Genomic DNA, 14,602 nt, shown 5'->3' on the forward strand with positions numbered 1-14,602 from the left:
CTAGACTGCAGGGGTGAGCATCGAGGGAGTCGCCGGGGAGAGCCGTGCCGAGCGCAAGGAGCGCACCCGTCGCGCGATCCTCGACGCCGCACTGGACCAACTCGCCGAGACCAGCTTCGACTCGCTCTCCCTGCGCCAGCTGGCCAAGGCCGTGGGGATCGTCCCGACCGGCTTCTACCGCCACTTCGCCACCCTGGAGGAACTCGGACTGGCCCTGGTCGAGGAATCGTTCGGCACGCTGCGCGAACTGATCCGCGAGGTGCGCCGCAGCGACCTGGTGCCGGACCTGCTCATCGACCGCTCCGTGGAGGTCCTGGCAGAACAACTCGACGCCCACACCGCGCACTACCGCTTCATCGCCCGCGAGCGCTACGGCGGCTCGGCCGTGATTCGCGACGCGATCCGCCACGAACTGGGCCTCTTCGAGCGTGAACTGGTCACCGACCTGGCCCGGATGCCGGAGATCGCCCACTGGGGCGCCGCCGACCTGCACGTGCTCGCCTCGCTCTTCGTCGACCTGATGGTCTCCGCCTCCGGTGAACTCGTCGGCCCTCGCGCCGAACAACCCGGTCGCCGACGCGAGGTCATCGAGACACTGCGCAACCAGGGCCGGATGATCGTGGTCGGCGCGGCCGGCTGGCAACCGCTGTCCAGCTGAGCCCGGCTCAGGACACGAAGAGGTCCCCCTGCTCCTCGACCCGCTCCAGCACCTCCTCGAAGCGGCACTGCTCCAGCGCCAACGGGTCGTCGGCGCCGGCCTCGACCTCGGCCCAGGTCCGTGGCGTGGCGACGTACGGACGGGACCTGCCGCGCAGTGAGTACGGCGAGACCGTGGTCTTCGATCCGGCGTTCTGCGACCAGTCCAGGAAGACCTTCCCGGCGCGCCTCGCCTTGGTCATCACCGCGGTGACCAGCCGGGGGTGCGCGGCCTGGAGTTCCTCGCCTACCTCCCGGGCGATCGCGGTCACCTCGGTGCTGTCCAGCGAGGCGTCCAGCGGCGCATAGAGGTGGAGGCCCTTGCTGCCGCTGGTCACCGGGAGCGCGGCCAGGTCCCGTTCGGCAAGCTTGTCGCGCACCATCAGCGCCACCTGGGCACACTCCGGCAGGCCGGCAGGCTCCCCCGGGTCCAGGTCGATCACCAACCGGTCCGGGTTGCGGGGCCGCCCGGACGCGTCCACCTGCCACTGGTGCACGTGCACCTCCAGGCTGGCCAGGTTGACCAGGTAGGTCAACGCCGCGAGGCCGTCGATGACCGGGAAGACCAGTTCGTCGCCGTGGCGCGACGCGCCGCGCGAGCCGGTGGTCGGCACCCGCACGGTGCGCAGCCACGACGGGGCACCGGCCGGCACGTTCTTCTCGAAGAACGACGCGTCTGCGACGCCGTGCGGCCAGCGGATCCGGGTCACCGCCCGGTCGGCCAGGTGCTCCAGCAGCACCGGCGCGATCCGCACGTAGTAGTCGAGCACCTCCCCCTTCGTCGTGCCGGTCTGCGGATAGAGCACCTTGTCCAGGTTGGACAGCTTGAGCCGGCGGCCCTCCACCTCGGTCCAGATCTCGCTCATCGCTGGTCCCTTCCGACCAGGTCGTCGGGGTCCAGGTCGGTGCGGAGGCCGCGGTACGACGGCTGGCGCAGGCGCCCCTGTGGGCTGAGGCCGAGTGACTCCACGTCGATCACCAGCAACGGCTCCACCCACCGGGCACCCGCCGCGTCCACCGGGGGTACGGCGTCGAACGGGCTCTCCGCCCGCGCCAGCGGCCCCAGCAATCCGGCCAGCACCGGGGTCGCCTTGCCGGCGACGCCACTGCCGACCCGGCCCCGGAAGACCAGGCCGTCCGGGGTCGGCTCACCGATCAGCAGCGCTCCCAGCCGGTGTTCTGCATCGACTTCGGGGCGCCAGCCTCCCACCACCCACGACGTACGCCGTCGATGGACGAACTTGCGCCAGTGCGGGCTGCGGGTGCCAAACGCATAGCGCGAGGAGAGCCGCTTGCTGACGATCCCCTCCAGTCCCTGCTCCCCGGTGGCGCGCAACAGCATCGCCCCGTCGTCGTACGCCGGAGGGACCTGGACGCGCACGTCCGCCAGGCCCAGGTCCGCCAGCGCGGCACGTCTGGCCTCCAGCGGAGCCTCGGCCAGGTCGCGCCCGTCGAGGCGGAGCAGGTCGAAGACCAGGAACGTCACCGGCTGCACCTCCACCAGTCGCGCGGCCTTGCGGGCGTCGCGCACGTGCATCCGCCGGCCCAGTGCGGAGAAGCTCGGCGCCCCCTCGTCCAGGGCGACCACCTCCCCGTCCAGCAGCAGGTCACGCCCGGCCAGGGACTGCAACTCGGGAAAGCTGGCCGTGACATCGTTCTCGTTGCGGCTGGTCAACCGCAACCGGCCCGGACCGGCATCGGCCAGGATCCGCATCCCGTCCCACTTGACCTCGTGCGTCCAGCCAGCACCGTCGGGGACGTGGTCGCCGCGGGTGGCCAGCATCGGTCGCATGGACACATCTTGTCGGAATCTGTGGTGAGATTCCCGCATGTGGATCTGGTTGGTGGTCGCCATCGCCTGCGAGGTCGCCGCCACCTTGTCCCTGCGCGCCTCCGAAGGATTCACCCGGTTGCTGCCATCGGTCGTGGTGGTGGTCGGCTATGCGTTCGCCTTCTACGCCCTCTCCCAGGCCCTGGTCCGAGGCATGCAACTGGGCCAGGCGTACGCCGTCTGGTCGGGGCTGGGCATCTCACTGATCGCACTGCTCGGCATCGTGGTCTTCGGCGAGCAGATGACCCCGGTGCAGCTCTTCGGGCTGGTCCTGGTCATCGCTGGCATCGCCTGCCTCGAACTGGGCGCCAGCCACGGCTGACCCCGGACGCGTGCGTCCTTGGCCGGGGACGGCAATACTGGTCGCATGCGTGCGATCTGGAAGGGTGCCGTCTCCTTCGGCCTGGTGAGCGTCCCGGTGAAACTCTATGCCGCCACGGAGAGCCACGACGTGTCGTTCCGGCAGGTCCACGCCAAGGACGGGGGCCGGATCAAGTACCAGCGGATCTGTTCCCTGGACGGCGAGGAGGTCGCCTACGCCGACATCGCCAAGGGATATGAGACCGAGGACGGCGAGATGGTCATCCTCACCGACGACGACATGGCCGAACTGCCCTCGGCCTCCTCGCGCGAGATCGCCGTGGAGAAGTTCGTGCCCAGTGACCAGATCGACCCGATGCTCTTCGAGAAGTCCTACTACCTCGAGCCGGAGAAGTCCGGGGCGAAGCCCTACGCCCTGCTCCGCCAGGCCCTGCAGGACGCCGATCGGATGGCCGTGGTCACGGTCGCGCTGCGCCAGCGGACCACGGTGGCGGTGCTCCGGGTCAGGTCCACCGAGGCCGGCGACGTGATCGTGCTGCAGACGATGATGTGGCCCGACGAGATCCGCACCCCCGACTTCTCCGTCGAGGCCGGCGAGGTCAAGGACTCCGAGGTCACGATGGCCCACATGCTGGTGGAGACCCTGGCCGGCGACTTCGACCCGACCGAGTTCGAGGACGACTACGCCGGCGCGGTCGAGGCCCTGGTGAAGTCCAAGGTCGAGGGCGGCGAGGTGAAGCTGACCCCGACCACGACCAAGTCCTCGGGCGAGGTGGTCGACCTGCTCGCTGCCCTGCAGAAGTCGGTCGCCGCCGCCAAGGAGGCCCGCGGGGAGGACCCGGCGCCCAAGGCGGAGCCGAAGCAGGACCGAAAGTCACCGGCGAAGAAGAATGCTGCCAAGAAGGCCCCTGCAAAGAAGACGACCGCCAAGAAGACCGCGGCAAAGAAGTCAGCAGCGAAGAAGGCGACCAAGAAGGCCAGCTGACCTCAACCCTTAGGCAGGGAGACGGTGAAGACGGTCTCTCCCGGTCGGCTGGCCAGGTCCACGGTGCCGCCGTGCGCGGCCACGATCCCCTGGACCAGGGAGAGTCCCAGTCCCGCTCCCCCGGGGTGCGCGTCGCGGGTGCGGGCGGTGTCGCCGCGGGCGAACCGCTCGAAGGCGCGCCCGACCAGGTCGGCGTCGAACCCGGCGCCGTCGTCGGCGACAGTGACCACCACCTCCTGGCCGCGCTCGCGCACCGCGGTCCGGACCGTCGTACCGGGGGCCGTGTGGCGGCGCGCGTTGCCGAGCAGGTTGGTCACCACCTGATGCAGGCGGCGCTCGTCACCGCGCACCTCGACCACCTCGTCGGGCAGGTCCAGTTGCCAGTGGTGCCCAGGGCCGAGCACGCGTGCATCGGCCACCGCCTCCAGGAGCATCCGGGTCAGGTCCACCGGGTCGGAGGCCAACGGCCGACCGGCATCCAGGCGGGCCAGCAGCAGCAGGTCATCGACAAGGGTGCCCATCCGGGCCGCCTCGGACTCCACCTTGCCCAGCGCATGCAGCATCGAGGCGGCATCCTCGGGACGCCGCCGCGCCAGCTCCGCATATCCCTTGATCGTGGCCAGCGGGGTGCGCAGTTCGTGCGAGGCGTCGGCAACGAACTGGCGCACCTGCACTTCACTGCGATGCCGCGCGTCCAGGGAGGACTCGACGTGGTCGAGCAGCCTGTTCAGCGAGTCGCCAACCTGGCCGACCTCGGTGTCGGCGCGGGTGAGGTGGGCAGGCACCCGCGGCAGGTCGCCGATCTCCCCCTCGGCCAGCGACAGGCTGCTGACCCGGTGTGCCGTGTCGGCGACCTCGCGCAGCGGCGCCATCTGGCGGCGTACCACCCAGGCGCCGGCAACACCGCTGAGCGCGACACCGAGCAGCGTGGCCAGGACCTCCAGGCGCACCAGCCCGGCCAGGGTTCGGTCCATCTCCTCCGTCGGTACGCCGACCGCGACGCGCTCACCGTCTGCGGTGGTCGCCGCAAGCACCCGATAACTGCCCAGCCCGGGCAGGTCGAGCGTGATCGGCTGATCGCCCGCTCGGGCCAGGACGTCCAGCTGCGCCCGGGTCAGCGGGGTGGCCGCGGCCCAGCCGTCGTCGCTCTCGGAGAGCACCGTCCCCTCGGCCAGGGCCTGCGCCGACCCGCTCCCCCGGGCCATCACCGTGCCGACGCCCTGGCCGAGCACGCCGTCCATGCCCTCCGGCGGTCGTGGCGCCCGGTCGTCGGTGTGCGGCCCCGGCCCCTGGGCCCGCATCAGGGTGGCCTGCACCTCGCGGGCGAGCTCGGCGGTCAGCGTGGAGCGCATCACCACCGAGGTCGCGGCGGCGATCAGGATGCCGGTCACCGCGACCAGCGCGACGGTGATCGCGACCAGCCGCCAGGTCAGGCTGCGCCAACGGAACCGGGACCCGCGCGTGGTGGGCATCAGGCCGGCTTCAGGACGTAGCCGGCACCGCGCATGGTGTGGATCATCGGGTCACGGCCGTGGTCGATCTTCTTGCGCAGGTAGGAGATGTAGAGCTCAACCACGTTGGCCTGGCCCCCGAAGTCGTAGTTCCACACCCGGTCCAGGATCTGTGCCTTGGAGAGCACCCGCCGGGGGTTGCGCATCAGGTAGCGGAGCAGTTCGAACTCGGTCGCCGTCAGCGCGATCTCCTCGCCACCCCGGCGTACCTCGTGGCTGTCCTCGTCCAGTTCCAGGTCACCGACCACCACCAGCGAGTCGGTCCGCGCCGCCGCGGCGCCGGCCCGGCGGACCAGCGCCCGGAGCCGGGCGATCACCTCCTCCAGGCTGAACGGCTTGGTGACGTAGTCGTCACCGCCGGCAGTGAGGCCCGCGATCCGGTCCTCGACCGCGTCACGGGCGGTGAGGAAGAGCACCGGTACGTCGTCACCGGAGCGGCGCAGCCGGCGCAACACCTCGAGCCCGTCGAGGTCAGGAAGCATCACGTCGAGGACGATGACGTCCGGGGCGAAGGACCGGGCCTGGCTGATCGCCCGGTTGCCGGTATGGGCGACCTCGGCCGTCCACCCCTCATAGCGGACCGCCATCGCCACCAGTTCGGCAAGGTTGGGTTCGTCGTCGACCACCAGCACCCGCAACGGGGAGCCGTCGGGGCGGGTCAGGGTGCTCTGGTCGGCTGCTCACCCGAGCAGTCTGACCCATCCTCCCGGCGATGGCCTGTGCGCTTGCTGTGAACGACCTGTGAGTCCGGGTCAGCGCCGCGCGGCGGCCGAGTCCGGGAAGCGCTTGTCGAAGGCCGCGAACAGCCGGTCACTGAGCCGCGGCGCGACCAGGTTGAACACCTCGCCGAGCGATCCGGCAACGGTGTTGATCGTCAGCGGCCTGTCCTCCAGCGCACGGACCACCTTGGCCGCCGCCTGCTCCGGGGTCTCCGCCGGCGCCTTCGCATAGGCCTCGGTCGGCGCCACCATCGGCGTCCGGACCAGCCCGAAGCGGATGTTGGTGAAGGTGACGTTGTCCTCCCACGCCTCACGGCCCGCGATCCGGGCGAAGGTATCCAGGGCAGCCTTGGAGGCGATGTACGCCGCGAACTTCGGTGCCTTCATCTGCACACCCCAGGTGACCACGTTGACCACGTGGCCGAACCGCTGCTCGCGCATCGCCGGGAGCAGGCCCATGGTGAGCCGGACCGGTGCGAAGTAGTTGATCGCCATGGTCCGCTCGAAGTCGTGCATCCGGTCGGCAGAGAGTTCCAGGGACCGGCGGATCGAGCGGCCGGCGTTGTTGACCAGGTAGTCCACCGGCCCCTCGGCGAGCAGTTCCTCGACGAGCCCCTCCACTGCGCCGGCATCGGTCAGGTCGACGGCGTGCGCGCTCGCCTGTCCGCCGTCGGCCCGGATCGCTGCCACGACGCGCTGGAGTTCCTCGTCCCGCCGGGCAACCAGCTCGACCCGGGCGCCGCGGCGGGCCACGGCGTACGCGCTGGCCTCGCCGATCCCCGACGATGCCCCGGTGATCACCACCCGTCGTCCCTCGAGCGGGCTGCGGTCGGAGCGCAGGGGTCCCAGCAGGTGGCGGCGGACCAGGGCGATCGGGGTGAGCAGCAGGGAGGTCACCCGGACAGCCTAGGCATCCCAGCGGAAGAGCTTCGCGGCGATCGCGGTCAGCACCGCCGCGAACGCGAGCAGGATCAGCATCGGCACCACTGCCGTGGCCGGACCCTCGCCCCGCACCATCACGTCGAGCATCGCGTCGTTGAGGTGGCGCAACGGCAGCGCCTGCGAGATCGCCTGCAACCACTTCGGCGTGCCGTCGAGCGGGAAGAACGAGCCGCTGAGGAAGGCCATCGGCAACACGATGAAGTTGGCCATGTTGACTGCCCCCTCCGTCGTCTTGGCCACCGCCCCGGAGAGCAGCCCGATCGCCATGAAGGCCAGCGTGCCGCAGAGCACCAGCGGGATCGCCATCCACCACGACCCGGTCAGCGACAACCCGAAGGCCAGCGTGCCCAGCCCCAGGAAGATCGCCGTCTGCACCAGCGCGATGAGCATCGTGGTGGCGACCCGGGCGCTGACCACGGTGGCATTCGGCACCGGGGAGAGCTGGATCCGGCGCAGCAGCCGGCTCTGGCGCCACCCGTTCAGCGTCGCCGCCGCCCCGAAGGCCGCGCTCATCGCGATCGCCCACCCGAGCAGGCCAGGGGTGACGAAGTCGATCATCTGCATCGAATCGTCCTCGACCTGTTGCGCCTCGAGCTGGAACGCCGGCGGCTGCCCCGACGCGGCCAGGTTCGCGTTGTCCACGAAGGCGCGCAGCATCCCGTTGACCATGGCGGCCTTCACCTGGTCGGTCTGGGTGTAGTGCGCGATCACCGTGTCGCCCTGCTGCTCCAGCGCCAGGTCGATGTCGCCCTTGCGGACCGCCTCGATCGCTGCCTGGCGGTCCTCCACCTCGGTCACGTCGAAGGCCTGGTCGAAGGCACCCCGGGCGTCCTCGGGCATCGAGTCGATCAGGGCCACCTCACCGATCACCCGGGTCTCGATCTCGGAGGCGTCGGTGTTGGTGAGGATCCCGCCGAAGAGGACCAGGAACATGAGCGGGAACAGGATCGAGAAGAAGACCGAGGCCTTGTCCCGCATGAAGCCCTTCAGGATGGCGAGCGCCACCGCCTGGAACGCCCTCATGCCGTGCTCTCCCTGCGCGATGCCTGCGGTGCCTCACTGCGGCACACCTCGTTCCTCGGCGTACCTCCGTTTCTGCTCCTCGCCCTCATGCGCGGTACTCCCGTCCGGTCACCTCGAGGAAGACGTCCTCGAGCGTCGCCGCCCGGACCTGCAGCCCGTCCAGCAGGTCGTCGGCGGCCAGGCGGGTCAACACCTCGGCCGGGGCCCTGGTGGTCAGCACCAGTCCGTCCGGGCCCTCCTCCACCTCGTCCACCCCGTCCAGTGCGGCGGCGGCCTCGGTGTCCAGCCCACCGGCGGCGATGGAGATCCGCACCGGTGCGTCCAGGCCGCGGATCAGCGATGCCGGGGAGCCCAGTTCGAGGACCTTGCCGTGGTCCATGATCGCCACCCGGTCGCAGAGGACCTCGGCCTCGTCCATGTAGTGCGTGGTCAGCACCACGGTGCGGCCCGAGTCGTTGAGCCCGGAGAGCAGGTCCCACAGGTTGCGCCGCGCCTGGGGATCCAGTGCCGCCGTCGGTTCGTCGAGGAAGACGATCTCCGGGTCGTGGACCAGGGCGCAGGCGATCGCCAGCCGCTGGGCCTGGCCGCCGGAGAGCTTGTCGGCGCGGATCCCGGCCTTCTCGACCAGGCCGACCCGTTCCAGCCACTCGTCGCCACGCGCCCGCGGTACGCCGTACATCGCGGCGAACGTGTGGATCTGCTCCCGGGCGGTCAGCGCCTCGAAGAAGGCCGATGCCTGGAGTTGGACACCGATCCGGGGCAGCAGGCCCGCATTGCGTGGGTACGGCGCCTGGCCGAGCACCGTGATCGACCCCGAGTCCGGCTTGCGCAACCCCTCGATCATCTCCAGGGTTGTCGTCTTGCCGGCCCCGTTGGGCCCCAGGATGCCGAAGAACTCACCTTCCCCGACCGTGAACGAGACCCCGTCGACGGCACGCAGGTCGCCGTAGGCGAGGGCAATGTCGACGACATCGATGGCTCCCATCAGGCACCGCCCAACAGGCCACGGACGACGCGGACGCCGACCGAGACCCGGGCCAGGTCCGCTTCGTCGTCGGAGCAGATCTGCTCCAGGGTGGCCGCTGCCCGGGCGATCGCCTCCTGGTCGCTGTCCTCCCAGGTGGCCACCCGCACCGGCGCCGGCACATCATCCGGGGTGCTGGCCAGCACCTGGGCGGTGAGCTGGGCATGGACGGCATGCAGGTCGTCGCGCAGCGCCGCCCGCGCCATGGTCTGCCACCGGTCCTCGCGAGGCAACTGGACGATCCGGGCCACCAGCAACGGCACCCCGAGCCGCTCACCCAGGGCAAAGTGGAGACGCGCCACCTCGACCGGGTCCAGTCCCAGCCGGTCGGCGGTGTCGACCACCGAGAGCAGCCCGTACGCCGGCGGCAACACCGCAACCCTGGTCGCCAGGTCCTCGCTGACACCCGCCTCGAGGAGCGCGTCACGGCGCTCGGTGAACGCGTCGAGATCGCGTCCGGTCATCAGGCCCGGCAGTTCCGCCATCACCTTCTGCACCGGCACCGAGAAGAAGTCCACCGTCGCCTCGGAATCCTCCGAGGTGCGGCGCTCGGTGACCAGCCACCGCGACGCCCGCTCGACGAGCGTGCGCATCTCGACCCGCATCCGGGTCTGCACCTCGGCAGGCAACCGGTTGTCCCACGCCGCCACCTCGTCGCGCAGGGCCAGGGAGCCGAAGATCTCCCGGGCCACGAAATTGGCCCGGGTCAGCTCGGCGGCCGATGCCCCGGTCTCGCGTGCCAGCCGTGGCCAGTAGGTCATCCCGGCACCGTTGACCAGGTCGTTGACGACCTGGGTCACGATGATCTCCCGGCGCAACGGGTGCTGCTCCATCTGTGCCCGGTAGTCCTGGCGCATCGCCCGCGGGAAATAGCTGAACAGGTCACTGCGCAGGTAGGGGTCGTCGGGCAGGTCGGAGTCGAGCAGTTCGTCGGCCAGCACGATCTTGGTCCAGGCCATCAGCACCGAGAGTTCCGGCAAGTGCAGCGCCTCACCTGCCGCGAGTCGACGGCGTACCTCCTGGCTGGACGGGAGTGCCTCCAGGTCACGGTTGAGCACGCCGCGCTCCTCGAGCGCCTTCATCCAGTCCTCGTGCACGTGCAGCAGCGGCGCCGCATGGGCCACGGCATTGGCCAGGGCGAGGTTCTGCTCGTAGTTGTCGCGCAGCACCAGGTCGGCCACCTCGTCGGTCATCGAGGCCAGCAAGGTGTTGCGCTGCTTGGTGGTCAGGTCACCGTCGGTCACCACCCGGTCCAGCAGCACCTTGATGTTGACCTCGTGGTCGGAGGTGTCCACGCCGGCGGAGTTGTCGATGAAGTCAGTGTTCATCCGACCTCCGGTCGCGACGTACTCGATCCGTCCGCGCTGGGTGAAGCCCAGGTTGCCGCCCTCGCCGACGCACCGCACCCGCAGGTCGGCACCGTCGACCCGGATCGCGTCGTTGCCCTTGTCACCGGCGTCCGCATGCGACTCCGAGGAGGCCTTCACATAGGTGCCGATGCCGCCGTTCCAGAGCAGGTCCACCGGGGCCCGCAGGATCGCCTGCATCAGTTCCGCGGGTGCCATCGACTCGACGGAGGCGTCGATGCCGAGCACCTCGGCGACCTGGGGCGTGATCGGGATCGACTTCGCCGCCCGTGAGTGGACCCCGCCACCAGCGGAGATCAGTGCCGGGTCATAGTCGCGCCAGGTGGAACGGGGCAGGTCGAAGAGTCGTTTGCGTTCGGCGTACGACGTGGCGGCATCGGGATCCGGGTCCAGGAAGATGTCGCGGTGGTCGAAGGCGGCCACCAGCCTGGTGTGCTCGGAGCGGAGCATCCCGTTGCCGAAGACGTCGCCCGACATGTCCCCGATGCCGACGCAGGTGAAGTCCTCCGTCTGGGTGTCGATGCCCATCTCCCGGAAGTGGCGCTGCACCGAGACCCACGCCCCACGAGCGGTGATCCCCATCCCCTTGTGGTCATAGCCGACCGAGCCGCCGGAGGCGAAGGCGTCGCCGAGCCAGAAGTCGTAGTCGGCGGCGACCTGGTTGGCGATGTCGGAGAAACTGGCCGTGCCCTTGTCTGCGGCGACCACCAGGTAGGAGTCGTCCCCGTCGTGGCGGACCACGTCGTCCGGCGGGCGCACCACCCGGCCCCCGTCTGCGTCGACGAGGTTGTCCGTCACGTCCAGGAGCCCGGAGATGAAGGTGCGATAGCAGGAGATGCCCTCGGCCATCCACGCCTCGCGGTCGCCCGGGTCCGGCAACTGCTTGCAGACGAAGCCGCCCTTGGCCCCGACCGGCACGATCACCGTGTTCTTCACCATCTGCGCCTTGACCAGGCCCAGCACCTCGGTGCGGAAGTCGTCGCGCCGGTCCGACCAGCGCAGGCCGCCGCGGGCCACCGCACCGAAGCGCAGGTGGACGCCCTCCAGGCGCGGCGAGCAGACGAAGATCTCATAACTGGGACGCGGCTCGGGCAGGTCCGGGATCGCCGACGGTTCGATCTTGAAGGCGATGTAGTCGCGGGTGCCGCCCTCCTGGAAGTAGTTGGTGCGCAGTGTCGCGTTGATGATCGTGCGGTAGGCGCGCAGGATGCGGTCCTGGTCCAGGCTCGCCACCTGGTCCAGGGCTGACGAGATCCGGGCACCGATGGCATCGGTGGCCGCGGTCCGGTCGTCGCCCGCGAGCCCGGCGAAGCGGGCCGGGTCGAAGCGGGTCTCGAAGAGGTCGACCAGCCCGCGGGTGATCTCGACGTTGGCGCGCAGGGCTTCCTCGATGTAGTCCTGCGCGAACGGCGAGCCGCCCTGGCGCAGGTAGCGGGCCAGCGCCCGCAGTAAGGTGGCCTGGCGCCAGGACAACCCTGCGGCCAGGACCAGGGAGTTGAAGCCGTCGACCTCGTTGCGCCCGTCCCAGATCGCGCGGATCGCCTCCTGGACCGGCTCGCGGGCGGCGTCCGGCATGGCACCGTGGCGCAGGCTGAACTCGTAGATGAACGTACGCCGGCCCAGGCCCTCCAGTTCGTAGGGTCGCTCGTCGACGACCTCGACCCCCATCGAACTGAGCATCGGCAACACCTTGCTCAACGACAGCGGCTCGCCGATTCGATAGACCTTCAACCGCGACTCGTCACCGGCTGCGTCGGGGAGGGTGTGCAGGCTGAGGTCCATCCCGGCATCCCCCTGGATCGCGTCCAGGCGGCCCAGGTCGACGGCCGCGACGGCAGGGGTGAAGTCCTCCTTGTAGCCCTCCGGGAACGCGTCGGCATAGCGACGTAGCAGGTGTGCGCCGTCGGACTCGCCGTACTCGGCCAGCACCGCCGAGGTGAGGTCGTCCTCCCACGAACGTGTCGCCTCGACCAACCGCCGCTCCAGGGCGGCCTGGTCCACCTCCGGGATGCTCGCCCCCTTCGCCGGGCGCACCACGAAGTGGGCCCGGGCCATGCTGGACTCGCTGATCCGCACGGTGAACTCGACCGATTCGCCGGCCAGCCACTCCTCCAGGATCGCGGCGATCCGCTTGCGGATCGTGGTGTTGTAGCGATCCCGCGGGAGGTAGACCAGGCAGGAGAGGTAGCGCCCGTAGGCGTCGCGGCGCATGAAGAGCCGCAGCTGGCGCCGTTCGCGGGTGTACATCACCGCCTCGGCGATCTCGCTGAGCTGGTCGACCGGGGTCTGGAAGAGCTCATCGCGCGGATAGTTCTCGAGAGTGTCGAGCAGCGCCTTCCCGGCATGGCTGCGCGGGTCGAGCCCGACCCGGGCCAGCACCTCGGCGGCCTTGTCGCGCAGCAGCGGGATCCGGGTCAGCGACTCGGTGTATGCCGTGGAGGAGAAGAGCCCGAGGAAGCGCCGCTCCCCCACCACCTCGCCGCCGGAGAAGACCTTCACCCCGACATAGTCCAGGTAGGACGGCCGGTGAACGGTGGCGCGCGAGTTCGCCTTGGCCAGCACCAGGAGCACCTTCTCCCGTGCCTTTGCCTTGACCAGGTCGGGCAGCCGGTCGAAGGAGCGGGAGAGGTCCGGGTCGGCGCGCAGGATGCCGAGCCCGGTCCCGGGCACGGCACGGAGCACGTCGTCGCCATCCACCTCGTCCAGTCGGTATTCGCGATAGCCGAGGAAGGTGAAGTGGTCCTCGGCCAGCCAGCGCAGCAGGTCCCTGCCCTGCTCGAGTTCGCGGGCATCGACCGGTGGCGGGTCTGCTTCCAGTCCCGAGACCACCTCGGTCACCTTGGCATGCATCCGGGGCCAGTCCTCGACGGCCTCACGCACGTCGCGCAGCACCGTGGTGAGGCGTTGCTCGATCGCTGCCAGTTCCCCGGCGTCGGTGATCCGGTCCAGTTCGACGTGCATCCACGACTCCCGGACCGCATCGTCCCGGTCCGGCTCACCTGCCTCGTCCGCGACGGCGACACCCAGCAGCGTGCCCGTGATGTCACGGCGTACGTCGAAGTGCGGGTGCACGATCACGTGCAGGTTGCGCTGCTCCTCGGCAAGCGCCATCGCCACCGAGTCGACCAGGAAGGGCATGTCGTCGGTGACCACCTCCACCACGGTGTGCGCGTGGGCCGACCAGCCGTGCTCGGCGACGGTGGGCGTGAAGACCCGGACCCGCTCGGTGCCCTGCGGCCGGGACTGGGCCAGTTGCCAGTGGCTGGCCAAGGCGCCGTGCAGGTCGACGTCACTACGCTCGAGGACGTCCTCGGGTGCCATGTGGCGGTAATAGGTGGTCAGCAGCGCGCCGGCCTGTCCGGAGGGGACTCCGCTGTTCCCCCGGCCGGCGGCGGCCAGGTCCGTGGCCTTCGCGAGCAGGGCTGTCTTCTCGTCATCGAGGGTGTTCGACACGCCTTCGACGATAGGGGTGGCGTGTGATCAGGACAACAAGCGCGCGCAACGCGGCGCGAACGTCACCGAAACGTTAGGACGCACGGCGTCACTGCTCGCAGTCGGTGACCTTCCCGTTCTCCGGGCCCGCATAGGAGAAGACCTGGTACGGCGCCCCCTCGATGCTGGCCAGGCTGATCGAGCGCAGGATCGGCAGGCGATGCGGGCTGGCGATGGTCCGACCACCCTCGACGATGCTGGTCCGGGCGACGTTGATGCACTGTTCCACCACCACGGCAGTGCCGCGCTCGTCGCTGGTGACGCTGCCCGCCCGCGACCAGAGGATCTGGACCTCACCGACCACCTTGACGCCACGCTCCTCGTATCCCTCCAGCGCCGTCTGCATCGCGTCGGGAGTCATGAAGAACTCCTCGAAGAGGGCCAGCGAGTCGGCCGTGGCCTTGCCCTCGCGATAGATCGGGGCCGCCTTCTCCTGGTAGTCCTCCCACCGGGCCAGCGCGGCGGCGTACTCGTCGAGTTCGGCCTCGGCGAAGTCGTCCTGCCACGGTCCCGGCCCGACCGTCTCGGTCGGGGTCGGCGCAGCCATCTGCTTCTTGTCCGGCAAGGTCGGGGCCCGGTCCGCACACCCGGAGACCAGGACCGCGCCGACCAGGAGGGCGGCGATCAGGACCGGGCGGAACATGGGAACCTCACTGGCGTCTCGGGCGGAAAGTGCGTGCTTCTGGGCGAA

At 70.0% G+C, this 14,602-nt stretch carries 12 protein-coding genes; 3 read left to right on the forward strand and 9 right to left on the reverse strand.

The window, feature by feature from the left end:
• Window positions 1-13: 13 nt before the first annotated feature.
• Window positions 14-658: a TetR family transcriptional regulator gene (locus Q9R27_RS07890; protein WP_311251810.1), complete on the forward strand. Its 645-nt coding sequence runs from the start codon at window positions 14-16 to the stop codon at window positions 656-658.
• Window positions 659-665: 7 nt separating this feature from the next.
• On the opposite strand, the gene ligD (Q9R27_RS07895) is transcribed toward Q9R27_RS07890, so the two are convergent.
• Together ligD (Q9R27_RS07895) and ligD (Q9R27_RS07900) are read right to left on the reverse strand one after the other, a co-directional pair.
• Window positions 666-1,562: a non-homologous end-joining DNA ligase gene (gene ligD / locus Q9R27_RS07895; protein ID WP_311251811.1), complete on the reverse strand. Its 897-nt coding sequence runs from the start codon at window positions 1,560-1,562 to the stop codon at window positions 666-668.
• Complete coding sequence (gene ligD, locus Q9R27_RS07900; RefSeq protein ID WP_311251812.1) at window positions 1,559-2,488, reverse strand: non-homologous end-joining DNA ligase; 930 nt, start codon at window positions 2,486-2,488, stop codon at window positions 1,559-1,561. The genes ligD (Q9R27_RS07895) and ligD (Q9R27_RS07900) overlap by 4 nt, the downstream gene beginning before the upstream one ends.
• Window positions 2,489-2,525: 37 nt before the next feature.
• Between ligD (Q9R27_RS07900) and Q9R27_RS07905 the strand changes: the two genes are divergently transcribed.
• Window positions 2,526-2,849, forward strand: a complete 324-nt coding sequence (locus tag Q9R27_RS07905) for a multidrug efflux SMR transporter (protein ID WP_311251813.1) — start codon at window positions 2,526-2,528, stop codon at window positions 2,847-2,849.
• A gap of 45 nt (window positions 2,850-2,894) precedes the next feature.
• On the forward strand, window positions 2,895-3,833 hold the full coding sequence (locus Q9R27_RS07910) for a Ku protein (protein ID WP_311251814.1): 939 nt from the start codon (window positions 2,895-2,897) through the stop codon (window positions 3,831-3,833).
• Window positions 3,834-3,835: 2 nt separating this feature from the next.
• On the opposite strand, the gene Q9R27_RS07915 is transcribed toward Q9R27_RS07910, so the two are convergent.
• From Q9R27_RS07915 to Q9R27_RS07945, 7 genes are all read right to left on the reverse strand, one after another.
• Window positions 3,836-5,305, reverse strand: a complete 1,470-nt coding sequence (locus Q9R27_RS07915; RefSeq protein ID WP_311251815.1) for a HAMP domain-containing sensor histidine kinase — start codon at window positions 5,303-5,305, stop codon at window positions 3,836-3,838.
• A complete protein-coding gene (locus Q9R27_RS07920; protein WP_311251816.1) occupies window positions 5,305-5,970 on the reverse strand; it encodes a response regulator transcription factor in 666 nt (221 codons plus the stop codon). The genes Q9R27_RS07915 and Q9R27_RS07920 overlap by 1 nt, the downstream gene beginning before the upstream one ends.
• Window positions 5,971-6,096: 126 nt before the next feature.
• On the reverse strand, window positions 6,097-6,960 hold the full coding sequence (locus Q9R27_RS07925; protein ID WP_311251817.1) for an SDR family NAD(P)-dependent oxidoreductase: 864 nt from the start codon (window positions 6,958-6,960) through the stop codon (window positions 6,097-6,099).
• A 9-nt stretch (window positions 6,961-6,969) separates the two neighbouring features.
• Window positions 6,970-8,028 (reverse strand): ABC transporter permease, encoded by a 1,059-nt coding sequence (locus Q9R27_RS07930; protein ID WP_311251818.1) that lies wholly within the window; start codon window positions 8,026-8,028, stop codon window positions 6,970-6,972.
• Window positions 8,029-8,113: 85 nt separating this feature from the next.
• The gene (locus tag Q9R27_RS07935; RefSeq protein ID WP_311251819.1) at window positions 8,114-9,013 is read right to left on the reverse strand and encodes an ABC transporter ATP-binding protein; all 900 of its coding nucleotides are present in this window, start codon (window positions 9,011-9,013) and stop codon (window positions 8,114-8,116) included.
• A complete protein-coding gene (locus Q9R27_RS07940; protein WP_311251820.1) occupies window positions 9,013-13,872 on the reverse strand; it encodes an NAD-glutamate dehydrogenase in 4,860 nt (1,619 codons plus the stop codon). The genes Q9R27_RS07935 and Q9R27_RS07940 overlap by 1 nt, the downstream gene beginning before the upstream one ends.
• A gap of 88 nt (window positions 13,873-13,960) precedes the next feature.
• Window positions 13,961-14,554, reverse strand: a complete 594-nt coding sequence (locus Q9R27_RS07945) for a hypothetical protein (protein ID WP_311251821.1) — start codon at window positions 14,552-14,554, stop codon at window positions 13,961-13,963.
• Window positions 14,555-14,602: the final 48 nt, after the last annotated feature.

This window comes from Nocardioides sp. AE5 (genome assembly GCF_031844485.1).
GTDB lineage: Bacteria > Actinomycetota > Actinomycetes > Propionibacteriales > Nocardioidaceae > Nocardioides.